Source organism: Desulfolutivibrio sp., assembly GCF_036584575.1.
GTDB lineage: Bacteria > Desulfobacterota > Desulfovibrionia > Desulfovibrionales > Desulfovibrionaceae > Desulfolutivibrio.
The window spans coordinates 1-22691 of record NZ_JAZHDB010000025.1 but is presented as its reverse complement, the minus strand read 5'-3'; the positions used below and the strand labels follow the sequence as shown (position 1 = coordinate 22691).

The window sequence follows — 22691 nt, the reverse complement described above, 5'->3', positions numbered from 1 at the left end:
GAAACAGCCGCAGGTTTTTTTGAAAGCCTGCGGCCCGGCATTTTTCCCGCAAAGGTTTACGTGTGGCTGAATCCTGAGCCGGTTTCGGCCGAGAGGGAATGAGACATGGGGTTTTGGGCGAAGTGTTCCAGGCAGCGCCGGAGGTCGCCCATGAACAGATCGGCCAGGTCGCGGCTGAAACCGTGCCGCACAAGGGCGCGCATGACCACGAGATCCTGCCGATTGGCGGGCATGGAATAGGCCGGCGCCTGCCAGCCGCGTGATCGCAGCCGGTCGGAGAGGTCGTAGAGGTTGAAGCCCGCAGCGGCGTTTTCCTTGAGGCTCCAGGTCACGGCCGGAATGCCGCCCCGGCCGTCGTAGATGACGTCGAAGCAGGGAATACCGTGCAGCGCCTCGCCCAGGTAGGCGGCCGTCCGGTAGCAGGCATCCTGGATCTTGCGGTAGCCTTCCCGGCCCAGACGCAGGAAGTTGTAGTACTGGGCCACGATCTGGCCGCCCGGGCGGGAGAAGTTGAGCGCGAAGGTCGGCATGTCGCCGCCCAGGTAGTTCACCTTGAAGATCAAATCCTCGGGCAGTTCTTTGGCGTCACGCCAGATCACCCAGCCGACGCCAAGCGGCGACAGCCCGAACTTGTGCCCCGAGGCGTTGATGGATTTGACGCGAGGCAAGCGGAAGTCCCAGATCAGGTCGGGCTGGCAGAAGGGGGCGAGAAAGCCGCCGCTGGCGCCGTCGACATGCACCGGGATGTCGAGGCCGGTGTCGGCTTGGAGTTTGTCGAGGGCCGCGCACACCTCGGCCACCGGCTCGTACTGGCAGGTATACGTCACGCCCAGGGTGGGTACGACCCCGATGGTGTTCTCGTCGCAACGGGCCACGGCCTCCTCAGGACTCATAATCAGCCGGTCCCGTTGCATGGGAATTTCCCGCAGCTCCACGTCAAAGTAACGAGCGAACTTGTGCCAGCAGATCTGCACCGGGCCGCAGACCAGATTGGGCGTATCGGTTGGCCTCCTAGCCGCCTTGCGGGCGGCCCGCCAGCGCCATTTCATGGCCAGGGCCCCGAGCATGGCCGCCTCGCTCGATCCGGTGGTTGAGCAGCCAATGGTGTTGGAGGCCTCGGGGGAGCGCCACAGGTCGGCCAGCATGTGTACGCAGCGTTCTTCGAGTTCGGCGGTTTGCGGATACTCGTCCTTGTCGATCATGTTTTTGTCGAGGCATTCATCCATGAGCGTATGCACTTCGGGATCAACCCATGTCTGGCAAAAGGTGGCCAAGTTCTGGCGGGAGTTGCCGTCGAGCATGAGCTCGTCATGCACGATCTGGTAGGCGTGCCTGGGGTCGATTTCCTTTTCTGGGAATCGGTATTTTGGCATGCGCACCGACAGATCGCTTGAGGCGTAGACATCGTCGAGCAGATCATCCCTGATCGTTTCCCTCTTATGCAAGGCCATGTAAAGGCTCCTTCTTTACAGATTTCGAATGAATGAAATCCAGATACGGTTGTCCTTTGGCGTTTTTTATGTTTTCAACCTGTGAAGATTGCTTGCCGAATTGACGCCAGGATGGTTTCTTGCGAGCATTTACGACGCGCGGCAGGTCGGGGCGGGGGTTGCGCAGTCTGATGGCGGCGGCCAGGAACATGCTTTTCGGGAATGGCTTGGCGGTATTTTTTTATCACCCCTTCCTTGGCCCTGGAAGCCCTCCTGATTTCTAGCACACTCTGAGCACGGTCACCAGGGTTTGCCCGGCGAAAGGTCAGCGGCCCGCCTGGGGAGATCGCCGTAGGGTGGGTGACAAGGCTCAGTGGGGCATTATATGCTTTCCCACAAGCCGCGTCGGCGTGCTGCCCGCGTGTCCCTCATCCGCCTCATCAGGAGTACCCCATGGACCCCGTAACCCATGTGGCCAGCGGCATTCTGGTCGGCCAAGCCGTGCGCGACCGGTTCCCGCGCGGCAAATGGCTGCTTTTTTTCACGGCCCTTTGCGCCTGGATTCCGGACCTGGACAACTTCGTGACCTATCTGGGCCCCGAGGCCTACATGCGTCACCACCGGGGCCTGACCCATTCGATTCTCGGCGGGGCGGCCATGGCCGTCCTTTTGACCGCCGCCTTTCGGCCCCTGTCCCGGGCGGCGTCTTTCGCCAAAGTCTTTGCCCTGGCCTTTGGCTGCATCCTGCTGCACGATTTCCTGGACGTCATCACCACCTACGGCACGCAGATTTTTCTGCCCTTTTCCGACGCGCGTATCGGGCTTCCGGCGGTTTTCATTGTCGATCCCATCTATACCGGGGTGATGTTGGTGGCCGTGATTCTGGGCTTATTCATGAAGCCCCGGGCAAAGGCCGTGGCCGCCCTGGCCCTGGTCTGGCTCTTTTTCTATCCGGCGGCCAGCCTGGGGCTGCGGGAGATCGTGGCGGCGGCCCAGGAGAAGCGCCTGGCGGCCGAGGGCCTGCCAAAGGCCGTGGCCCATGTGACCACGGACGCCCTAAGCCCCTTTTTCTGGAAGGTGGTGGTGGACGACGGCGAGAGCTACCGGGTGCGCGGGGCCAGCCTGTTCGATCCCTCCGGCGGACCCGATGTGGCTGTGCGCACAAAAGCTGACCGCGAGGAACTGCGGCGGCTGGGCCGGGAGGCCCCGATCCTGGCCACCTACGGCTGGTTCGCGGAATTTCCGACCGTCAGCGTCGCCGCAGGCCCGACCGTTACGACGGCCCCGGCCGCTCTCCGTGCAGGCGACGGCCTCATTTCTGCGGCCCAGGCCGGGCAGGCCGCGACGCTGGGCGACCCATCCCCCAAGATATCCGCACCTCCCCGCATCTTGATCTTCTCCGACATGCGGTTTCTGGGCACGAGCCCGATTCTGCCCGAGGCCTGGCGCAACCCTGATCGTCCGAGCTTCTCCGTGCGGGTGGAACTTGACGCGGCGGGGCGGCCGGAGCAGGTGTTTTTCAACCGGGGCGGCCAGTCCGAGCCTGTTTTCCCGGTTTCTCCCACGCCGTAGCGCCCAGGCATAAGACATACCGCCTCTTTCATCTCCCCCCTTCCATTCCCCCCCGTCCATCCCCCGTCGGGCTTGTCCCGGAACGTTCCACGTTCCGGGACAAGCCCGACGCGATACACGGGGTGCAGGGGCCTTAGGCCCCTGCCGGGGGCGTGGGGGCGGCGCCCCCACTTGTTTTTTCTCCCCATATCCCCTCCAACTCTTTCACGCTCCCCACGGGCGGCAGGCAGGTCCGGTCGCGGCACAGGCTGACCTTTGCCGGTTCGGCGCCCGGCACGAGGTTGACGAGCAGTCCCGGCGTGCCTGCCCGGCGCAGGGCCGCCAGGAAGGCCTGTGTGTCCGGTGCGTCCGGGTCGCCGGTGACCGTGGCCAGGGCGTCCGGGCCGGTGGCGAAGGCCAGGGCGGACAGGAAGTGCGTAAATCCCATGGGATAGTCGGCGGCCAGGGGGGCCAGGGCCGGGATGACCGTGCGGGCCGCGTCTTCCAGGTCCGGGCGATGGGCCAGGCGACCCAGGGCGGTCAGGACGTAAAGGGCCACGGCGTTGCCCGAGGGCACGGCGGCGTCGAAAAGCTCCTTGGGCCGAAGCGCCAGGGACTCGGCGTCGTCGGCAGTGAGAAAAAATCCGCCGCGTGTTGCGTCGGCGAACCGGGCGGCCAGGATGTCCGCCAGGGCCAGGGCGGCGTCCAGGTGGACGGGGTCCAGGGTGGCCTGGTGCAGCTCGAAGAGCCCCCAGGCCAGGAAGGCGTAGTCGTCGAGAAACCCGGGCACGGCGGCCTGGCCGTCGCAGAAGCGGTGCAGCAGGCGGCCTTTGCCGTCGCGCATGGCGGACAGGACAAACCGGACGGCTTTGACGGCGCGTTCGGCCAGCCTGGGCTGCTCGAGTCGCCGGGCGGCCCGGGCCAGGGCGGCGATGGCCAGCCCGTTGGTGTCGGCCAGGATCTTTTCGTCGCGGCTTGGATGCACGCGCAGCTCGCGCACGGCGAAAAGCCGCTGCCGGATGGCCTCGGCCCGGTCGGCCACGGCCTGCGGGTCCAGGCCCCGGACGGCGGCCCATTGCCGGACGGGCTGGGTCAGGTGCGGGATGTTGGCCCCGGTTTTTCGCCGGGTCGACTCGTCGTGGAAATTGCCGTCCTCGGCGAATCCGTAAAGGTCCATGAAAAATGCTGCGTCGGCCTCCGGCAGGACGGCGCGTATTTCATCTGCCGTCCAGACGTAGAATTTTCCCTCCACGCCTTCGGAATCGGCGTCCTCGGCCGTGAAAAAGCCGCCGTCCGGGGCGGACAGGGCGCGGTCCATGTAGCTCGCCAGATCAAGGGCGGCCTGGCGGTGGAAGGCCCGGGAGGCGTCGTTCGGCGCGGCATGGGCCGTTTCGGCATGGGCCAGGAGCAGCATGGATTGGTCGGAGAGCATCTTTTCGAAATGCGGCACGAGCCAGTCGGCGTCCGTGGAATAGCGGTGGTAGCCGTGGCCGATGTGGTCGTGGATGCCGCCCAGGGCCATGGCCGTCAGGGTGCGTTCGGCCATGGCCCGGGGGGCCGGGTCGCCGGTACGCGCCGCCTGGTCCAGGAGAAAAAGCAGGATGTGCGGCGAGGGAAACTTGGGGGCCGGGCCGAACCCGCCGCGTGCGGCGTCGAAGCTGCGGCTGAGTTGGTCCAGGGCGGTTTTGAAGATGTCCGGGCCGGGGATGTCGCCCTGGGTGGCGGCGCTCTCGCGTAGATGGTCCAGGATGCGGCCTGTGGCGCTTTCCAGTTCGCCGCGACGGGTGTCCCAGGCCTGTCTGGCGGCGGCCAGGATGTCCAGGAGCCCGGGACGGCCGGGCGCGCCGGCCTTGGGCAGGTAGGTCCCGGCGAAAAAGGGACGTCCGTCCGGGAAGGCGATGATGGTCAACGGCCAGCCGCCCCGGCCGGTCAGGGCCTGGCAGGCGGCCATGTACACCGCGTCCAGGTCCGGGCGCTCCTCGCGGTCCACCTTGACGGCCACGAACCCGTCGGCCAGGGCCTTCGCCACCTCGGCGTCCTCGAAGGACTCGTGCGCCATGACGTGGCACCAGTGGCAGGTGGAATAGCCGATGGACAAAAATACGGGCTTGTCCTCGGCCAAGGCCTTGGCAAAGGCCGCATCTCCCCAGGGATACCAGTCCACGGGGTTTTCGGCGTGCTGGCGCAGGTAGGGGCTTTTTTCGGCGGCGAGACGGTTTGCGGCGGCCATGTGTTCTCCTTGGGTGTCTTTTGGAGGTAAGCACAAGACACTAATGAGCAAGGAGTAGCCGGGGAAACGCCCGTCTATGGAGAACTATTTTCCGAAGAATCGGTCCAGGCGGTCGAAGGCCTCGGTCAGTTCCGCCTCGTCGGCCCCAAACGACAGGCGAAGCGACTGCTCGCCGCCGGGGCCGAAGGCGTCGCCCGGGATGGTGATGACCTGCGCCTCGCGGATAAGCCGCACGGCCATGTCCATGGGCGGCGTGTCGCCCTGGTAGCGGGCCATGATGTAAAAAGCCCCGGCCGGGCGCACGTAGGAGAGATGCCCGGACAGGGCGTCAAGGCGACGGCAGGCCAGGTCGCGGCGCGCGCAAAGCGCCGTGGCGAACCCGGCGAAGACGTCCTGGGGACCGGTAAGGGCGGCCAGGGCCGCGATCTGGCCGGGCATGGGGGCGCAGATGGCGGCGCAGTCGTGGACCTTGAGCATCTGATCCATGATGGGCCGCGGGGCAAACGCGTAGCCCACCCGCCAGCCCGTCAGCGCGTACCTCTTGGAGAAGCTGCCCACGGCCACGATGTGCTCGCGAAGCTCGGGAAACATGGCCAGACTTGTGGCCGGGGCGTCGTAGGACAGGCTGTCGTAGGTGTCGTCGCAGATCACGGTGAGATTGCGGGCTATGGCGATTTCGGCCACGGCCCGCAGGTCGGCCTCGGCGAAGACCGCGCCGGTCGGGTTGTGCGGCGAGGTGACGATGACGGCCCGGGTCTTGTCGGTCACGGCCCGGGCCACGGCCCCGGGGTCCAGGCTGAAATCGGAGCGAAGCGGCGCAAAGACCGGACGGCCGCCGGAGAGAAGCACCTGCTCCACATGGGAGGGATAATACGGCGCGGGCACGATGACCTCGTCGCCCTCGTCCACCAGCACCAGCATGGCCGCCAGAAGCGCCTCCATGGCCCCGACCGAGATGAGGATCTCGCCGTCCGGGTCGGCCGTCAGACCCTTTTCCCGGGCGAAAAGCCCAGCCACGGCTCGGCGAAGCGCCGGAAGGCCCGGTTGCAGGGAATACTTCCCGGCCGCCGGGTCGCGGCGAAGGGCGTCACAGACCGCGTCGGCCACGAAGCCCGGGGTGGCGAAAGACGGCACGCCCTGCCCCAGCGACACGCAGCCGCCCGCCTCGGCGGCGAGCATGGGCATGAGCTTGGTGGCGGAAATCTTGATGCGTCCGGCGCGGCGGCTGAAGCGGGGAGCGGAAGCGGGCATGGCGGTGTCCTTATAGGGTTGGGGGGGAGAAGCCTCCGGCGGCCAAAGGCGAATGTGTGCGTATGCCCGCCCAGGTACACATCATAGGTTTGGGGGGGGAAGCCTCCGGCGGCCAAAGGGCGTGCGCCCTTTGGAATCCCGTAACGGGTTCGAGGCGTTGTCGCTTGCCGTGGCCGATTGGAACGGCCGTGTCGGCGTGTCCGGGCTTGCCTGGCCGGGTGGCCTTGGGTATGCCCGTGGCCCCGGGCCGTCAAGATGCTTCCATGGCCCGGCAAGGAGCGCTGCGATGCTGCGCGGGGTGCTTTTCGTGCTGGGGTCGGCCGTGTGTTACGGCGTGGGGCCGATCATCTTCAAGTCGGGCATGGCGGCCGGGCTCACGCCGTTGGATTTGCTCATGTGCCGGTTCTCGGTGGCGGCCGGGATCGTGGCCGTGATCCTGCTCATCAAGAACCGGGGGCGGCTGCATATCCCAAGGCGGACCATGCTCCGGGCGGCGGTCGTGGCCCCGGTCTTCAACTGCTCCCAGACATTTCTTTTTGTCACGGCGCTGACGTACATCCCGGCGGCCACCAACTCGTTGATCCTGTATTTTTATCCCCTGGCCGTGGCCGTCTTGTCGCGCATCTTTTTCGGGTTCCGGGGCGGCCGGGAGTTCGTGGCGGCGCTTTTGTTGGTGCTGGCGGGGAGCGTCTTCGTGTCCTTCGACGCCTTCCGGGCCGCAGCGCCGCTTCCGGGGATCGCGGCCTCGGTGGGGGCCATGCTGGTCTTTTCGGTCAACCTCATGGTGTTGCAGCGGTTTTTAAAAAACGACAACCCCATGGAGTTCACCCTGTGCATCTTCGTGGTGGCGGCGGTGATCTTTGCGTCCATGCGGGGGCCGGGGGCGGTGCTCGACTATACGCCGCGCCAGATGACCTTCGCGCTTTTGGCCGGAATCGTGCCCACGGCCATGTCCATGCCGCTTCTGTATGCCGGGGTGGCGCGCATCGGCAGCGCCTACGCCGCGATCTTTTCGTCGCTGGAGCTGGTGGTGACGGTGGTTTTGTCCGGGCTTGTCCTGGGCGAGGCGGTCAGCCTGCCGCAGGCGGCGGGGACGGGCTGCATCCTGGCCGGGGTGATCCTGCCCAACGTGGTGCTGGCGCGGCGCTATAGGGAGGTCAAGCGGGGCGGGGTCGTTTGAAGTGAGAGCTAGGTCGAAGGGCTGGCCAATCTCCGGGAACTCGTTTCGGGATGTACGCCTGAAACGGAGCCGGAAAGGCGCGTTTTTTGGGGAAGGAAAAGAACCAGGCCCTTGACGGGGCGTTTCGGTCTGAATACATGTATTCAAAAAAGGAGGAGCCATGCCGACATCCGTCAGATTGCCGGAAGATGCCGAAAAGCGGCTTAATGCGTTGGCCGCAACAACGGGTCGATCCAAGGCATTTTACATCCGGGAGGCCGTCATGGGATACCTTGACGACCTTGAGGATATGTATCTTGCCGAGAGACGCCTTGAGGATTTGAGGGCAGGCAGAAGCCGCACCTATTCTCTCGATGAAGTGGAGCAAGAACTTGGCTTGGAAAATTGAGTTCGAAGCGGAGGCCAAGAAGGAGTTTGCCCATCTCGACCGCCAAGTACAGGAACGAATCCGGAGGTTCCTTCGTGAACGCATTGCGATAAGCGAAAATCCCCGTGTTTTTGGGGAACCATTACGACGTAACTTGTCGGGGCTTTGGAAATACCGCGTCGGGGATTACCGGATAATAGTCGAAATCGCGGAAGAAAAGGTGCTTGTGGTGGTGCTTCGGATCGGCCATCGCAGGAAGGTCTACGGAGGTCATTAAAACACGTGCTGTACAAAGATAACATTCATCTGACAGCGTCACTCCTAGCTTGGTAGCAGTCAGACCGCATTCATCTTCTCGACCGAGGCCTAGAGAGTCCGGCGCACTATTGACTTTGCTGCGTCGTCATCACCCCCGCGCCTCCTCAAGCTCCGCCGCCTTCGCCTGCAAATCCTCCCACAACACGGCATAATTTTCGCTGCACAGCCTGCCGATGTCGGCGTGCGCCAGCGCGCCCTCAAGCTTGAGCTTGTTGCCCGCTACATGCGCCGACTGGGCCGTGGTCCTGGCCCGGGCCAGGCTCGAGGTCTGCACGTGATGCACCACGCAGCGCCCTTCGTAGACAGCCGGAAACCCCGCCAGCCAGGAGCGTATGTCCCGCTCCAGGTCGTCGAACTGGGTGGGTGTGAACCGGATGTCGAAGGCCCCGGCGGTGCGCACCGCCGCGTTCGAGATCAGGTGGCAGCAGCCCGACACGGACAGGGCCGGACGCCGGTAGCGGTACATCCCGAAATCGAGTTTTCCGGCGCAGGTGTCCATGACGAAGATGCGTTCCGGCGCTTCGGCCAGAAGGCTCTGGCCGGTTTCTGGCGGCAACAGGTGGTAATCCGCCGACTGCATGCGGTGCGGCGCGGGGATGTCCGCCACGGCGCAGCCCACGGCCCCGGCCTGGGGGTTGGCCCGGGCCGCGTCCAAGAGGAGCGCCAGCCAGTCCTGAGGCGGCCGGGCGTCGTCGTCCACAAAGGCCGCATATCGGGCGCAGCGCACCGCAGGCAGGGACAAAAGCCAGTTGCGGGCCGCAGGCGCGCCCACGTTGACCGGCAGGGTCACCGTCGAGAACTGCCCCGGCGCAAAGTGCGCGGCGGCCTGGGCGAGCACCTTCGGGGTGTCGTCGGTGGAGCCGTTGTCCAGGACGATCACCGGCGTGGGGCCAAGCCGGGTGCGGGCCAGGTTTTCCAGGGTGTCGCGTATAAACTCGGCCTTGTTCCAGGTGTAGAGCAAAACCGCCGCCTCGCCAGGACGGATGCCCTCAGGCGTCGGCGGCCCGGCGGGCCGTGGGCCGCAGGCCAGGTCGCGCCGCACGAGCGTCAGGTTCACATGCCAGGGCATGGCCCTGCCAAGCGGGGCCAGAAGGCCCAGGGCCGCGTCGGCGTCGCCCTCCCGGACCAGGAGCGCGGCGGACAGGGCGTCGGCGTAGTGCCCCCACAACTCCCGCGACAGCCGGAAAAGCCGCCGCAAGGATTTGTCCGGCGATTCGCAAAAAAAGGCCGCCTCGGCGCACAGCCGTTCCAGAAGCGGCGGGAAATCGCGTACCGGCGACCCCGCCAGCACCCGCACCATCCGGCCCATGTCCCCGGCATCGATGAGCGCCCCAAAGGCCTTGCGCAACCGGAAAAGCCCGTGGGCCGGGTCGGCCGTGGCCTTGTCCAGGTAGACCCGGGCCATGTCCGCGTCGCCGCAGGCCGCCACGGCCTCCCACAGGTGGGGATCGGCCGGGACCGCCAGCCGGGGCGAAAGGGCTTTGGCCAGGGCCCGGGCCGGGGCGGGCAGAAAGGGCATGGCGGCGTCCAGTTCCAGAAGCGCCGCCGTGACCAGCGTGTCCAGCGGGTCTTCCTGCCAGGCCCAGAAGAGCGACCCGGCCACGGCATGGGCCAACCCCCGGTCCAGAGGCTTTCGGGATAAAAGCGACCGGGCCATGGACAGCCGCACCCCGGCGTGTTCCGAGGACACCGCCCACACGGGCATGGCCGCCGCCAGCCGGGACAGGATGTCCGGCGGCAGTTCGGGCAGCGGGGGCAGGGACGGCGCGGAAACGGAAGCGGTCATGGGGCGGCCTTTGCCCGTCAGGGCCGATGGTGCTAGAGGAAAAGGCGTTGTGGCGTCGTCCCCGGCGTTGGGCGTGGGGGGCGAGGCGCATGTTTTTTGGGATGGTGTGGCCGATGCCCGGCTGTTTGTAAAGAAGGACCGGGCTGGCAGGGAGAACTGGCATGAATCGCGGCCTGTTTCCGGTGGCGAGCCCCGAGGCGGCGGGCGACGCCCTGCGCCTTGGCGGGGTGTGCATCTATCCGACGGAAACCTATTTCGCCCTGGGCGCGGCGGCTGCCGAACCGGCCGCCCTGGCTCGGGTGGCGGGCATCAAGGGCCGTCCGACGGACAAGCCCCTGCCGCTTCTGGCGGCGGACGTGGCCCAGGTGCGCGGCGTGCTGCACCCCGATTTCGTGGGCACGGCCGCCTTCGCTGATTTTTTGCATTTGGCCGGGCTTTTTTGGCCCGGGCCGCTGTCGCTGGTCGTGCCCACCCGGGAGGATCTGTCGCCATTGGTGAAAGACGCCCAGGGCCGCACCTCCATCCGGGTGACGCCCCATCCCGTGGCCGCCGCCCTGTGCCGCCTGGCCGCCTCTCCCCTGAGCGCCACCAGCGCCAACATAAGCGGCTATCCCCCGGCCGCCAGTTCCCAGGAACTGGATCCCACGGTGTGCGCCCTGGTCGACGCCGTGGTCATCGGTTCCCCCGAGCCCGCCGGAGGCCCGGCCTCCACCGTGGCCGTGCCAGGCGGCGGCGGCCGGTTGACCGTGGTCAGGCCGGGGGTCGTTTCGGTCGAGGCCCTGGCTGCGGCGGGTTTTGTCTTGACTGTGCCGCCGCCCCGGTCGTAATTTTTCCAATCGGGAAAGAGGCATTCCGGAACATCACGTATGGACGAACAAAAACAGTTCCCACCGCAACCCGCGCCCCGGGCGAAGCTGATCGTCCTGGCCCTGGCGGTGGCTCTTTTGGGAGGATGGGCGATGTTTGCCGAGATGAAAACCACAGACGACGCCGGGCCGCCGCTTCGCATCTATGGTCCCGGCGGGCCGTATCTGCCCATGCGCGAATGCGCCGAGGCCTTTTCCCGGGAATTTTTTATCCCGGCCCAGGTGGTGAAGGGGCAGCCGGACCAGATCGCCGAACGCGTGGCCACGGATGGCGACGTGTATTACGGCGGCGCGCCGTACATGATGGAGGATTTCATCCTGGACTATCCCGGGGTGGTGGATGCGGCGACCGTGCGCCAGCTTTTTCCCCGCCGCATCGGGATCATCGTGCGCCGGGGAAATCCCAAGGGCGTCCGGGGGACGGCGGACCTGTCGCGGCCGGGGATATCCATTCTGGACGTGGGCCTGGAGAACATGGAGGCCTTTCGCGGCGACGCGCCGGGCGGGACAAAAAACGTCGGTCGCCACGTGACCTCCGGCGAGGAGGGATTTGCGGCCTGGACGGCGCATCCCGAACTGGACGCCTGGGTGACCTACCGGTCCTGGTTCGTGCGCCTGACCGGCGGGGAGGAGTTTGTGCCCATCGACGGCCCCGAGGGGCTTCGCGGTACGCCCGTGGCCCTGACCCGGCGCACCCAGCGTCCGCATGATGCCGGGGCCTTTCTGGATTTTCTGGGCACGGACGCGGCCCGGCGCATCTTTCAGAAACACGGCTGGGAGTGATCCGCTTCACAACCATGGCGGGCCGGGTCATCCGACCGGGGCCACCCCTGCGGAGGGCGATATGAAGATTCTGGGCATCTGCGCCAGCCCCAACGGCAAAAAGAGCCAGACCCGGCGGCTGGTCCAGGGGGTTCTGGACGGCGCGGCCTCCTGCGGCGCCGAGGTGGAATTCGTGGACCTGTGCAGGCTTAAAATCGAATTCTGCATCGGCTGCCGCAAGTGTTTCGATACGGGGTCGTGTTTTTTCAAGGACGACTATCAGGGGCTCCTGGACAAGATGCTGGCCGCCGACGGCATGGTCTGGGGCTCGCCCAACTATTCCTTCTGCGTCAGGGCCCAGATGAAGGCCCTGATCGACCGCATGGCCGACGTGATCCATCTGCAGTCCTTCGACGGCAAATACTGTTGCGCGGCGGCCACGGGCGGCCGCGACGACACGGTCATCACCCGCTACCTGTCCATGAATTTCCTGGATTTCGGGGCCTACGTCACCGGCACGGTGGGCGCGGTGGTGACCCAGGGGCCGCAGGCCGTGGATGCGGCGGAACAGACCGCCCTGGCGCTGGGCAAGGCCCTTTATGCGGACATCCGCGACAAGCGTTCCTTTTTCGACCAGCGCAAGGACATCGAGAAAAACCGTCATGAATTCCAGGCCAAGATCCGGGCCGCCAAGGACGTGTGGCGCAACCAGTACGCCTATTGGGAAGCCCGCGGCTGGCCCTGAGGCGGCCGTGGCGCGGCGGGGAGCGGTGACGGCCGAGGCGTTGATGGCGGCGGGATTTGCGCTTGTCCGGGATCAGGGGGTCCGGGGGAAATGATTTTCCCCGGGCGGGGTTCGGGGCGGCAGCCCCGACTTCTTCAGGGCCGCATACGCCCGCTCCACGCTGACATCGGCCAGACACGGCGGCGGCACGGGGCACTCCGGCGCGAACTCCCCGGAGGTGACCGTCACGCACGGGCTGCACGGCATGTCCGCCGTCACCACGGCCATGCCCGGCGGTCCCCATTGCCGGGGCGAGGTCGGCCCGAAAATCGACACCCCGGGGACGCCGAGCAGGCCCGCCAGGTGCATGGGGCCGCAGTCCGGGCCGAGAACGGCCCGGGCCTGGCGCATGGCCGCCATGAGGTCCATGAGGTTTTCCGGGGCAAGGCTCGGCCACGGCCCGCACGCCACGCCACGTTCGAGCTCGGCCGGTCCCAGCATGAAGACCGGTTTGAGACCGGACTTCGCCAGCATCCCGGCCAGAAGCAGAAAATGCGCCATGGGCCAGGTCTTTTTGACGTGTCCCGCGCCAGGGAACAGGAGCACGGCGGGCGGGCCTTGTTTTTCCGTACCAGCCGTACCAGCCGTACCAGCCATGCCAGCCGTGCCAGCCGTGTCGGCCAGGCCGGCCGTACTGGCCGGGTCGGACAGCCCGATGGCCCCGATGAGCCCGTTGGGCGCATGCGAGGCGATGGCTGTAGCCCGGCCCAAAGCCGCTGCCGAGGGCGTGCGGCCTTCGAAGCGATCCCGGAAGACGGCCAGCCAGTCGTCGCGCCAGGGGATGCCCAGACCGGCCAGCGCCTCGCGGTAGAGGTCGCGGGGCGGGTCGAAGCGGCCCGGAACCACCCCGGGCAGAAACAGGAAACGCGGATCGTCCGGGACGTCCGGCCGCCGGAAAAGCCCCGGGCGGACCACCAGGGTGTCGGCCAGGGCCACAGGCCAGCCGGGGGCGCCGTACAGGGCGTCCAATTCACGGCAGAGCAGAGAAGGGCAAGGGACCGAGCCAAGGGCCGCAAAAAAGGGGGCATGGCCCGGGCGGGTGCGGAAAAAATGCGATGCCGTGCGAAAATGCGCAAAAAGGCTGAGCGCCGCAGGCCAGGCCGCCAGCATGTCGCCCAGGGCCCCGTTGTGCTCGAAAACGATGCGGCCGAAATCATTCTTGTCAGTCATATCCGTTTGGCGTAACTTTGAAAAAAGGAAAATGAAGGTTTTTGGCCGGTTGCCCCGCAAGCCCCGCCGGGGGCGCCAGAGGAGTCGGCCAGGGAGACGGCATGCCCTTGACCAAGCCTTGCCCCCACTGCGGCCAACCCGTGGTGCATTACGTAAATCCCGTGCCCACCGTGGACGCCCTGATCCATATTCCCGGGCGCGGGGTGGTGCTCGTCAAGCGAAAAAACGATCCGCCCGGCTGGGCGCTGCCCGGCGGCTTCGTGGATTACGGCGAAACCGTGGAGGCCGCCGCCATCCGCGAGGCCAAGGAAGAAACCGGGCTCACGGTGGAACTGACCGGGCTTCTCGGGGTCTACTCCGACCCCCGGCGCGACACGCGGCAACACACCATAAGCGTGGTCTTCACGGCCCAATGCCTGGACCCGGACGAACTGGCCGCAGGCGACGACGCCGGGGACGCGGAGGTCTTTCCCCTCTCCGGGCTGCCCGAGCCCCTGGCCTTCGACCACGGCCGCATCCTTGAAGACTACGCCCGGTTGTATCGAAAATACAATCCGCGTCCCAGATGATTTTCGGCCTTGTCACGGGACCGGCATGATGCGAAGGATAAAAGGGATGAGGACGCATGGTCGCAGGCCATTTCGGGGAATGTGATGAAGTTTAACCACAAGGTGTTGTTTGTCGCCTCGGAGATGTATCCCTTCTCCAAGACCGGCGGTCTGGGCGACGTCATGGGCTCCCTGCCCGTGGAACTCAAGCGCCAGGGCGTGGACGTGGCGCTGATCTCTCCCTATTACGGCCGCCTGAACACCGGCGACCACCAACTGCGGCTGGTCTACTCCAAATGCCGCGTGGGCTACCCCTGGGCGCCCGTCACCGCCGACATCTATACCGCCACGCACGAGGACGTCCCGGTCTATTTCGTGCAACGCGGGGAATATTTCGACCGCCGCTACTACTACAACACTCACGACGGCGACTATTTCGACAACTGCGAACGCTTCATCTTTTTCTGCCGGGCCACCCTGGCCTGGGCCAGCCGCCTGGACGGGGCTCCGGCCATCGTCCACGCTCACGACTGGCAGGCCGCCCTGGTTCCGGCCTATCTGCATTTTTTACGGCCCGAGGCCCCGTTCTGGCGCAATACCAAGACCATCCTGACCATCCACAACCTGGCCTTCCAGGGCCGCTTCGCCTCCCGGCTCTTTTTCGGGTCGGGCCTGCCGCCCGAGGCCTGGACCATGGACGGCGCGGAATACTGGGGCGACTTCAATCTGCTCAAAGCCGGCATCGCCTACAGCGATCTGGTGACCACCGTCAGCCCCTCCTATGCCCTGGAGATTTTGTTCCGGCAGTGCGGTTGCGGCCTGGAGGGCATCCTCACCAAGCGGGTCTTCAATCTGCGCGGCATCTTAAACGGCGCGGACTACACCGTGTGGGATCCCTCGGGGGACAAGTATCTGCCCTGCACCTACAACCCGGAGGAGCTGGCGGGCAAGGAGTTGTGCAAACGCAACCTCCTGGCCGAGTTGGGCATGAAAAAGAAGCTGGCCAAGCGGCCCGTGCTCGGATTCATCGGCCGGTTGCGCCGCCAGAAGGGCATAGACTTGCTCCTCGACATCCTGCCCAGGCTCATGGAGCAGGACATCGGCGTGGTGGTCCTTGGCGAGGGCAATCTCGAATTCGAGGCCAAGCTCATGGACATGGTGGAGCGCTATCCCGGTCGGCTCGGGGTGCGCATCGGCTACACCGAGGATCTGGCCCACCGCATCCAGGCCGCGTCGGACATCTTTCTCATGCCCTCGCGCTACGAGCCCTGCGGCCTGACCCAGATCTACGCCCTTCGATTCGGCACTCCGCCTGTGGCCACGGCCGTTGGCGGGCTTCGGGACACCATCGTCCCCTGGCCCGATCCGGCCGCCACGGGCTTCACCTTTGCCGCCGCCGACCCGGACCTGTTTTATGCGGCCATCCAAAACGCCATCGACGTCTATTCCCGCCCAGACGAGTGGCGGGAGATGGTCGTGCGGGCCATGCGCGCCGACTTCTCCTGGGAGAAGGCGGCCAAGGCCTACATCCAGGTCTACCGGGAACTGGGGGCGGACCTATGAGGACCGGCCATGACTGTCGATCTTTCCCATGTGGCGTCGAGTCCGGTAAACATCGCTGAATTCGACCTGTATCTGTTCGGCAAAGGCCGTCACTTCGATCTCTACCGCGTGCTTGGGGCGCATCCCGATGTCCGCGACGGACATGAAGGCTATCGCTTCGCCGTCTGGGCCCCCCATGCCCGGGCCGTGAGCGTGGCCGGGGATTTCAACGACTGGGCCCCGGGCCGCCACAAGCTGTATCCCGTGGCCGCCTCGGGGGTGTGGGCCGGATTTGTTCCCGGCGTGCCGCGCGGGGCGCTGTACAAGTTCGCCGTGCGCCAGCATGGCGGGGACATGGCGCTCAAGGCCGACCCTTACGCCTTTTTCGCCCAGTTCCGGCCCGAGACGGCCTGCCTGACCTGGGATCTGGACAACCACGCCTGGGAGGACGCGGCCTGGATGCAGGCCCGCCGGGAGCGGGGCCTGCCCATCAACGAGGCCGTGTCCATCTACGAGGTCCATGCCGGTTCCTGGCGTTTCAAGACCGACCAGTACGGCTCGTTTTATTCCTATCGGGAACTGGCCGAAACCCTCTTGCCCTATGTGGCCGACCTGGGGTTCACCCACATCGAGTTCATGCCCCTGGCCGAGCATCCCCTGGACGAGTCCTGGGGCTACCAGACCGGGCATTATTTCGCCCCCACCTCCCGCTTCGGCCAGCCCGAGGATCTGAAATACTTCATCGACGCCTGCCACGCCCGGGGCGTAGGCGTCATCCTGGACTGGGTGCCCGGGCATTTCCCCAAGGACGCCTGGGGTCTTGGCCGCTTCGACGGCACCGGGCTCTACGAACACGAAGACCCCCGCCAGGGCGAGCACCCGGACTGGGGCACCTACATCTTCAATTTCGCCCGGCACGAGGCAAGGAATTTCCTGTTGGCCAACGCCCTCTACTGGTTCAAGGAATTCCACATCGACGGCCTGCGCATCGACGCCGTGGCCTCCATGCTCTACCTGGACTATTCCCGTCAGGACGGGGAGTGGGCGCCCAACGAATTCGGCGGCAAGGAGAACATCGCGGCCATCGAGTTTCTGCGCGACCTCAATACCGTGGTGCATGAGCATTTCCCGGGCGCGGCGGTCATCGCCGAGGAATCCACCTCCTGGCCCGGGGTGTCCCGGCCGGTCTACGCCGGGGGGCTGGGGTTCACCTTCAAGTGGAACATGGGCTGGATGAACGACACCTTGTCCTATTTCGCCAAGGAGCCCATCCACCGCTCCCACCACCAGAACAACCTGACCTTCTCCATGCTCTACGCCTTCCACGAAAACTTCATCCTGCCCCTGTCCCACGACGAGGTGACCCACGGCAAAGGGGCGCTTTTGTCCAAGATGCCCGGGGACATGTGGCGGATGTTCGCCAATCTGCGGCTTTTCTACGCCTACATGTGGGCCCATCCCGGCAAGAAGCTTTTGTTCATGGGCGGCGAGTTCGGGCAGTGGCGGGAATGGAGCTCCCGGGAGCCCCTGGATTGGGCGCTCCTGGATTTTTCCACCCACCAGGGGATCATGGCCCTGGTGCGCGACCTCAACGCCTTCTATCGCCGCACTCCGGCCATGCACGTGCGCGACAACGACTGGACAGGCTTTGAATGGGTGGATTTGACGGACTACGCCTCTTCGGTCATCTCCTTTCTGCGCAAGGCCCCGGACGGCGCCCAGATCCTGTGGGTGTTCAACTTCACCCCCGTGGTCCGGGAAAAGTACTGCGTGGGCTGCCGCGTGCCGGGATATTGGCGGGAATTGTTTAATACCGACGCCGCCTGTTTCGGCGGCTCCAACGTGGGCAATGCCGGAGGCGTGCAGGCCCGGCCCTCGGCCCTTGGCGGCTGGCCAAATTATCTGGAACTGACCCTGCCGCCCCTGGCCGCCGTGGCCCTGACCCCGGAATGCGTCCCGCAACCGGACCCGGGCGCGGCGTCCTAGACCCTTTTTCCTGTGACGCATCCCGCTTGTGTGGGCACAAGGAGTATTTTGCCATGGAGCGAGCCCGCATGAAGACCGTGCTCATCACCCTGGGCGATTCCAACGGCCTGGGTCCGGAACTGGTGTGTCGCCACTTTTTGGAAGGCGCCAGCCCCGAAGACATCCGCTATCTGCTTATCGGGCCGGAAACGGCCCTTTCCTGGCATGTGGCCCGCCTGGGCGGGGGACGGTTCTGGGAGCGGCTGGCCGCCCCGCAACAGGCAGCCTCCCGGGACGCCGGGGTGTACCTGTACGTGCCCGAGCGGCTGGAGGGCATGGCCGTCCTGCCGGGGGTGGAAAACGTCAGCGGCGGACTGGCCGCCGGGGTGTCCCTGGACGTTGCCTGCGACCTGCTCATGGGGCGTCTGGCCGGGGCCATCGTGACCGGCCCCTTGAGCAAGATGGCGCTCAACCGGGCCGGTTTCGCCTTCCCGGGGCATACCGAGTTTTTGGCCGAGCGGGCCGGAGTCGGCCCCGAAGGAGTGTGCATGCACCTGTGCGGGCCGCGCCTGCGGGTCAGCCTGGTCACCACCCATCCCCCGCTGCGGCAGGTTCCGGACCTCATCACCCGTGAACGCATCCTGACCTGCCTGCGCCTGACCCACGGCTTCGTCAACGCCCTGGGCCTTGAAAGCCCCATCGCGGTGTGCGGGGTCAATCCCCATGCCGGGGAGGGCGGGCTGCTTGGCCGGGAGGAGATCGAGGTGGTGGAACCGGCCATGGCCGAGGCCCGGAGCGAGGGCATCGACGCCGTGGGGCCGCTTCCGGCGGACACGGTCTTTTTCCGGGCCGCCTCGGGCGAATTCTCCGCCGTGCTGGCCATGTACCACGACCAGGGCCTTGGCCCGCTGAAGCTTCTGCACTTCCACGAATGCGTCAACGTGACGCTGGGTCTTCCCTTCATCCGCACCTCCGTGGGTCACGGCACGGGGTTCGGGCTTGTAGGCACGGGCAAGGCCGACCTGGGCAGTTTCCGGGCGGCGGTGGAGTTGGCTTGGACGCTTCTGGCCGCCGAGTAATCGGCCGCCGTCATGTCATCCCTCGACCTGTTCGACCCCCTGGTCGCGGCCTGGTTCCGGGAGCGGCTGGGGACGCCCACGGCCGTGCAGGCCGAAACCTGGGAGCGGGTGGCCCGGGGCGAGCATGTGCTGGTGTCGGCGGAGACCGGCAGCGGCAAGACCCTGGCCGCCTTCCTGCACGTCATAAACGCCCTGTTGACCGGCGGGATGCCGACGGGCGGGCTGCGGGCGCTGTACGTTTCGCCGCTTAAGGCCCTTGGCGCGGACGTGCGCGAGAACCTGGCCGGGCCGCTTGCGGACCTGCGCCGCCGGTTCCAGGCCGCCGGACGGGCCGTCCCCGAGATCCGGGTCATGACCCGCAGCGGCGACACCCTCCAGCCCCAGCGGCGGTCCATGCTCCGCCGTCCCCCCGAGATCCTGGTCACCACCCCGGAAAGCCTGCATCTGTTGCTCACCTCCCTTGGCGGTCGGGCCATGCTCGGCGGCGTGCGGCTGGTGATCCTGGACGAGATCCACGCCGTGGCCGGAAACCGGCGGGGGACGCTTGTAAGCCTTGGCGTGGAGCGGCTGGCGCATTTGTGCGGGGAATTTCAGCGGGTGGCCCTGTCGGCCACGGTCAGGCCCGAGGAGGTTCTGGCCCGGTTCGTGGGCGGTTACCGGCTGACGGGCGGCCCAGGCGTCCCGGAAGGTTCGGAGGCCATGGGGCATGTCCCGCGCCCCGTGTCCGTGGTCCGGGGCGCGGCGGCCAAGCCGCTGGCGGTGACGGTACGGGTTCCCGAACGCACCGGGGAGCGCACCCCGGGGGATTTCTACGCGCCCTATGTCGCGGCCTGGCGGGAGATGCTTTTCGCCAACCGGACCACGGCCTTTTTCATCGACAGCCGCCGGTTGTGCGAGAAAGTGGCCAGGCTGATCAACGCCGAGGCCGATCCGCCCCTGGTCTATCCCCACCACGGCTCCCTGTCCCGGGAGGTGCGCCGGGCCGTGGAAAAACGCCTCAAGGCCGGGACGCTGCGCGGCGTGGTGGCCACGGGCTCCTTGGAGCTTGGCATCGACGTGGGCGATCTGGACGCGGTGGCCCTGATCCAGACCCCGCCGAGCATCTCCGCCGCCGTGCAGCGCGTGGGCCGTTCGGGGCACCGGGTGGGCGCGACGCGCCGGGGAATATTCTTCCCGCTGTCCGAGTTGGAGACGGCCCTGGCCGGGGTCATGGCCCGGGCCGTGGCCGCAGGCGACATCGAGGAGGTGTCCGTGGTCATGCGTCCCCTGGACGTGCTGGCCCAGACGCTTTTGTCCATGACCGCGCACGAGGCCGTGCCCGTGGACCGGCTGTTCGCCCAGGTGCGCTGCGCCGCCCCCTACCACGATCTGCCGCGCCGCCAGTTCGACCTGGTGCTTTCCATGCTGGCCGGGCGCTACGGCGAGTCCCGGCCACGGGAGTTGGCGGCCAAGGTGTTCCATGACCGGGTGGCGGGCACGGTGCGCGCCCGGCCCGGGGCGGCGCTGGCCATTTACGCCTCGGGCGGGGTGATCCCGGATCGGGGGACGTACACGGCCCGGGTGGCCGGGGAGGGCTCGGCCCGGGGGGTGGTGGCCGAGCTGGACGAGGAATTCGTGTTCGAGGCCAGGCTGGGGCAGGTCTTTGCCGCGGGCGGCCAGGGCTGGCGCATCGAGCGCATCACCCCGGCCGAGGTGATCGTGTCCCCGGCCTCGGCCGCTTCGGCGGCCCCGCCCTTTTGGCATGGCGACCAGCGGGGTTGGGACGCCCATTTCGCGTCCCGGGCAGGGGAGTTTTTCCAGTGGGCCGAAGAGCGCCTGGGGCGCGGGGTTGGCGCACACGATCCGGGTTTTCTGGCCGATCTGGCCCGGGACTATCATCTGGAGCCCCATGCCGCCCGGGTGCTGGCCGAGGCCCTGGCGGCCCAGCGCACGGCAACCCGGGCCTGCCTGCCGCACCAGGGGCACATCGTGGTGGAGCACACGGCCACGGGCCCGGGCGGCGGGCCCGGACGGCAGACCATCCTGCACATGCCGTTCGGGCTTCGCATCAACCGGACCATGGCCCTGGTTCTGGAGGCGGCCTTTGCCGACAGGCTCGGGCAGGAGGTGCGCAGCCACGCCGCCAATGAGGGCGTGGCCCTTGTCTGTCCCGACGAACCGGGCGACATGGACGCAGCGGGGATTTTTTCCCTGGTGTCCCCGGCCGGGGTGGAAGGGCTTTTGCGGCGCAGGCTGGAGGGTTCCCAGGAGTTCGGCGCGGCCTTTCGCGAGGCGGCTTGGCGCTCCCTGGTGCTTGGCCGGTCGAAGATCGGCAGGCGCATGCCGCTTTGGGTCACCCGCCTTGCGTCCCAGAAGCTTTTTGCGGCGGTCAGGGATCTTGCCGATTTCCCCCTGGTCATCGAGGCCTGGCGGACCTGCCTGACCGAGCGTTTCGACGTGCCCGGGCTGGTACGGGTGCTGGCGGGCCTGCAAAGCGGCCAGATCGCCTGGACCGAATGCCGCACCGTGCTGCAAAGCCCCCTGGCCCGGGACATGGTCTGGCGGGTGGTGGCCGGGTTCATGTACGCCGGGGACCAGTCCGGCTCCCCTGCGGCCACGGGCGTCTCCCCGGATCTGGTGGCCGAGGCGGCGGCCGATGCGGCGCTGCGGCCCCTGGCCTCTCCCGAGGCGGCCGCGCGGCTGGGGGAGCTTTTGCGGCGCACGGCCCCGGGCCATTCCCCGGGGAGCGGCGAGGAACTTTTGCAGCATGCCGTGGAGCGGCTGGCCATCCCCCTGGCCGAATGGCAGGCGCTTTTTCGGGCCATGTCCCGGGATCACGGGCCTGCCCTGGCCGACCTGGAAGATTCGCTGGCGGACAGGCTGGTGCGCGTCGCCTTGCCTGGGCCCGGCCCCCAGGCCGGGATGCTGGTCGTCGCCGTGGAGAATCTGCCCCGGCTGCGCGCGGCGCGGATTCTGGACGGGCCGCCCGATGCGCCCAATGCGCCAGATTCGCCCGATCCAGATGAGGCGGCCGTGGAGGTGCTGGCCGAGTGGCTGCGGTTTTACGGCCCCGTGGACCCGGATTTCGCCTCCCACACCCTGGGGCTTACTCCCGAACGCGGCCAGGCCATGCTGTCCGCCCTGGTGCGGGACGGTTCGCTGGTGGCCGGAAGGCTGGTCTCCGGCGGCGGCAGCGGGGATGTGTGCGACACGGCCAATTTCGAACGCCTGTTGCGTCTTGGCCGATCCCTGGCCGCCCCCCGGGCGCCGACCGTGCCCTTGTCCCGGCTGACGCCCTTTCTGGCCGCCATCCAGGGGGTTTCGCCCCGGGGCGAGTCCGCCGAGGCCCTTTTCGAGCGGCTGCGGCGGCTGACCTGCCTGTCCCTGCCCGCCAGCCTGTGGGAGGCCGAGGTGCTGCCTGCCAGGATGGCCGGATATGCCCCGGCGGTCCTGGACGAGGTGTTGCGGCACGGGGGCCTGTCGTGGCGGGGAAGCGGCCCGGAGCGCGTGAGCTTCGCCTTTCCCGGCGATTTCGACCTGCTTGCGGCGCAGGACGGCCGGGACAGGCCCGGGGAGGCGCCCGGGGAGGCGCCCGGAGAAGCGACGGGGGAAGGGCCCGGGGGACTGGAGGCGCTTTTTCCCGACCCTCTGGCCGCCTATGATTTTTCCGCGCTGCTGCGCCGTTCGGGCCTGCGTCCGGGGGAATTGGCCGCCACACTGTGGGCGGCGGTGTGGCGCGGCGAGGTGGAAAACGACGCCTTCGAGGCCCTGCGCCACGGCCTGCACCACGATTTTCGGCTTCCGGACCTGTCCGGCGGCGGCGCCGGGGCTGGGCGATGTAAAAGCCCCAGGACACGTCGCGGCTTAAGTCGGTGACCACCAA

Annotated in this window: 17 protein-coding genes; 12 read left to right on the top strand and 5 right to left on the bottom strand. The window is 67.1% G+C overall.

Annotated elements, in window-relative coordinates; genetic code table 11:
* Positions 1-56 precede the first annotated feature (56 nt).
* On the bottom strand, positions 57-1451 hold the full coding sequence (locus V3572_RS01970) for a glutamate decarboxylase (RefSeq protein ID WP_332109293.1): 1395 nt from the start codon (positions 1449-1451) through the stop codon (positions 57-59).
* A gap of 432 nt (positions 1452-1883) precedes the next feature.
* On the opposite strand from V3572_RS01970, the gene V3572_RS01965 reads away from it, so the two are divergent.
* Positions 1884-3002: a metal-dependent hydrolase gene (locus V3572_RS01965; protein ID WP_332109292.1), complete on the top strand. Its 1119-nt coding sequence runs from the start codon at positions 1884-1886 to the stop codon at positions 3000-3002.
* 133 nt (positions 3003-3135) lie between these two features.
* Here V3572_RS01965 and V3572_RS01960 read toward each other — a convergent pair whose 3' ends face one another.
* Complete coding sequence (locus V3572_RS01960; RefSeq protein WP_332109291.1) at positions 3136-5211, bottom strand: thioredoxin domain-containing protein; 2076 nt, start codon at positions 5209-5211, stop codon at positions 3136-3138.
* A gap of 84 nt (positions 5212-5295) precedes the next feature.
* Positions 5296-6462 (bottom strand): pyridoxal phosphate-dependent aminotransferase, encoded by a 1167-nt coding sequence (locus V3572_RS01955; RefSeq protein ID WP_332109290.1) that lies wholly within the window; start codon positions 6460-6462, stop codon positions 5296-5298.
* Positions 6463-6748: 286 nt separating this feature from the next.
* Here V3572_RS01955 and V3572_RS01950 point away from each other — a divergent pair, with 286 nt between their 5' ends.
* The 3 genes from V3572_RS01950 to V3572_RS01940 all read left to right on the top strand — a co-directional run bounded on the left by V3572_RS01950 (position 6749) and on the right by V3572_RS01940 (position 8286).
* Complete coding sequence (locus V3572_RS01950) at positions 6749-7642, top strand: DMT family transporter (RefSeq protein WP_332109289.1); 894 nt, start codon at positions 6749-6751, stop codon at positions 7640-7642.
* Positions 7643-7802: 160 nt separating this feature from the next.
* Positions 7803-8030 carry a type II toxin-antitoxin system RelB family antitoxin gene (relB, locus tag V3572_RS01945; RefSeq protein ID WP_332109288.1) on the top strand — a complete coding sequence of 76 codons (228 nt, stop codon included), beginning with the start codon at positions 7803-7805 and terminating at the stop codon, positions 8028-8030.
* Complete coding sequence (locus V3572_RS01940; protein ID WP_332109287.1) at positions 7996-8286, top strand: type II toxin-antitoxin system RelE family toxin; 291 nt, start codon at positions 7996-7998, stop codon at positions 8284-8286. The genes relB and V3572_RS01940 overlap by 35 nt, the downstream gene beginning before the upstream one ends.
* A 129-nt stretch (positions 8287-8415) precedes the next feature.
* Here V3572_RS01940 and V3572_RS01935 read toward each other — a convergent pair whose 3' ends face one another.
* Positions 8416-10113, bottom strand: coding sequence for a glycosyltransferase family 2 protein (locus V3572_RS01935; RefSeq protein WP_332109286.1), 1698 nt, complete (start codon positions 10111-10113; stop codon positions 8416-8418).
* A 161-nt stretch (positions 10114-10274) separates the two neighbouring features.
* On the opposite strand from V3572_RS01935, the gene V3572_RS01930 reads away from it, so the two are divergent.
* The 3 genes from V3572_RS01930 to V3572_RS01920 all read left to right on the top strand — a co-directional run bounded on the left by V3572_RS01930 (position 10275) and on the right by V3572_RS01920 (position 12486).
* Entirely contained in the window at positions 10275-10940 is a 666-nt protein-coding gene (locus V3572_RS01930) for an L-threonylcarbamoyladenylate synthase (RefSeq protein WP_332109285.1), read from the top strand.
* A 39-nt stretch (positions 10941-10979) separates the two neighbouring features.
* Positions 10980-11762 carry a substrate-binding domain-containing protein gene (locus V3572_RS01925; RefSeq protein ID WP_332109284.1) on the top strand — a complete coding sequence of 261 codons (783 nt, stop codon included), beginning with the start codon at positions 10980-10982 and terminating at the stop codon, positions 11760-11762.
* Between the two features lie 61 nt (positions 11763-11823).
* On the top strand, positions 11824-12486 hold the full coding sequence (locus tag V3572_RS01920) for a flavodoxin family protein (protein ID WP_332109283.1): 663 nt from the start codon (positions 11824-11826) through the stop codon (positions 12484-12486).
* Between the two features lie 72 nt (positions 12487-12558).
* Here V3572_RS01920 and V3572_RS01915 read toward each other — a convergent pair whose 3' ends face one another.
* On the bottom strand, positions 12559-13695 hold the full coding sequence (locus tag V3572_RS01915; protein ID WP_332109282.1) for a glycosyltransferase family 9 protein: 1137 nt from the start codon (positions 13693-13695) through the stop codon (positions 12559-12561).
* 101 nt (positions 13696-13796) lie between these two features.
* Between V3572_RS01915 and V3572_RS01910 the strand changes: the two genes are divergently transcribed.
* The 5 genes from V3572_RS01910 to V3572_RS01890 all read left to right on the top strand — a co-directional run bounded on the left by V3572_RS01910 (position 13797) and on the right by V3572_RS01890 (position 22684).
* Positions 13797-14264 (top strand): NUDIX hydrolase, encoded by a 468-nt coding sequence (locus V3572_RS01910; RefSeq protein WP_332109281.1) that lies wholly within the window; start codon positions 13797-13799, stop codon positions 14262-14264.
* A gap of 84 nt (positions 14265-14348) precedes the next feature.
* The gene (gene glgA / locus V3572_RS01905) at positions 14349-15806 is read left to right on the top strand and encodes a glycogen synthase GlgA (protein WP_332109280.1); all 1458 of its coding nucleotides are present in this window, start codon (positions 14349-14351) and stop codon (positions 15804-15806) included.
* 9 nt (positions 15807-15815) lie between these two features.
* Positions 15816-17771: a 1,4-alpha-glucan branching protein GlgB gene (gene glgB, locus V3572_RS01900; RefSeq protein ID WP_332109279.1), complete on the top strand. Its 1956-nt coding sequence runs from the start codon at positions 15816-15818 to the stop codon at positions 17769-17771.
* Positions 17772-17824: 53 nt separating this feature from the next.
* The gene (pdxA, locus tag V3572_RS01895) at positions 17825-18829 is read left to right on the top strand and encodes a 4-hydroxythreonine-4-phosphate dehydrogenase PdxA (RefSeq protein WP_332109278.1); all 1005 of its coding nucleotides are present in this window, start codon (positions 17825-17827) and stop codon (positions 18827-18829) included.
* A gap of 12 nt (positions 18830-18841) precedes the next feature.
* Positions 18842-22684: a DEAD/DEAH box helicase gene (locus V3572_RS01890; RefSeq protein ID WP_332109277.1), complete on the top strand. Its 3843-nt coding sequence runs from the start codon at positions 18842-18844 to the stop codon at positions 22682-22684.
* Positions 22685-22691 lie beyond the last annotated feature (7 nt).

Coding starts and splice junctions, on each gene's coding strand:
- V3572_RS01970 (WP_332109293.1), bottom strand. CDS start 1,451: ATGGCCTTGCATAAGAGGGAAACGATCAGGGATGATCTGCTCGACGAT.
- V3572_RS01965 (WP_332109292.1), top strand. CDS start 1,884: ATGGACCCCGTAACCCATGTGGCCAGCGGCATTCTGGTCGGCCAAGCC.
- V3572_RS01960 (WP_332109291.1), bottom strand. CDS start 5,211: ATGGCCGCCGCAAACCGTCTCGCCGCCGAAAAAAGCCCCTACCTGCGC.
- V3572_RS01955 (WP_332109290.1), bottom strand. CDS start 6,462: ATGCCCGCTTCCGCTCCCCGCTTCAGCCGCCGCGCCGGACGCATCAAG.
- V3572_RS01950 (WP_332109289.1), top strand. CDS start 6,749: ATGCTGCGCGGGGTGCTTTTCGTGCTGGGGTCGGCCGTGTGTTACGGC.
- relB (WP_332109288.1), top strand. CDS start 7,803: ATGCCGACATCCGTCAGATTGCCGGAAGATGCCGAAAAGCGGCTTAAT.
- V3572_RS01940 (WP_332109287.1), top strand. CDS start 7,996: ATGAAGTGGAGCAAGAACTTGGCTTGGAAAATTGAGTTCGAAGCGGAG.
- V3572_RS01935 (WP_332109286.1), bottom strand. CDS start 10,113: ATGACCGCTTCCGTTTCCGCGCCGTCCCTGCCCCCGCTGCCCGAACTG.
- V3572_RS01930 (WP_332109285.1), top strand. CDS start 10,275: ATGAATCGCGGCCTGTTTCCGGTGGCGAGCCCCGAGGCGGCGGGCGAC.
- V3572_RS01925 (WP_332109284.1), top strand. CDS start 10,980: ATGGACGAACAAAAACAGTTCCCACCGCAACCCGCGCCCCGGGCGAAG.
- V3572_RS01920 (WP_332109283.1), top strand. CDS start 11,824: ATGAAGATTCTGGGCATCTGCGCCAGCCCCAACGGCAAAAAGAGCCAG.
- V3572_RS01915 (WP_332109282.1), bottom strand. CDS start 13,695: ATGACTGACAAGAATGATTTCGGCCGCATCGTTTTCGAGCACAACGGG.
- V3572_RS01910 (WP_332109281.1), top strand. CDS start 13,797: ATGCCCTTGACCAAGCCTTGCCCCCACTGCGGCCAACCCGTGGTGCAT.
- glgA (WP_332109280.1), top strand. CDS start 14,349: ATGAAGTTTAACCACAAGGTGTTGTTTGTCGCCTCGGAGATGTATCCC.
- glgB (WP_332109279.1), top strand. CDS start 15,816: ATGACTGTCGATCTTTCCCATGTGGCGTCGAGTCCGGTAAACATCGCT.
- pdxA (WP_332109278.1), top strand. CDS start 17,825: ATGGAGCGAGCCCGCATGAAGACCGTGCTCATCACCCTGGGCGATTCC.
- V3572_RS01890 (WP_332109277.1), top strand. CDS start 18,842: ATGTCATCCCTCGACCTGTTCGACCCCCTGGTCGCGGCCTGGTTCCGG.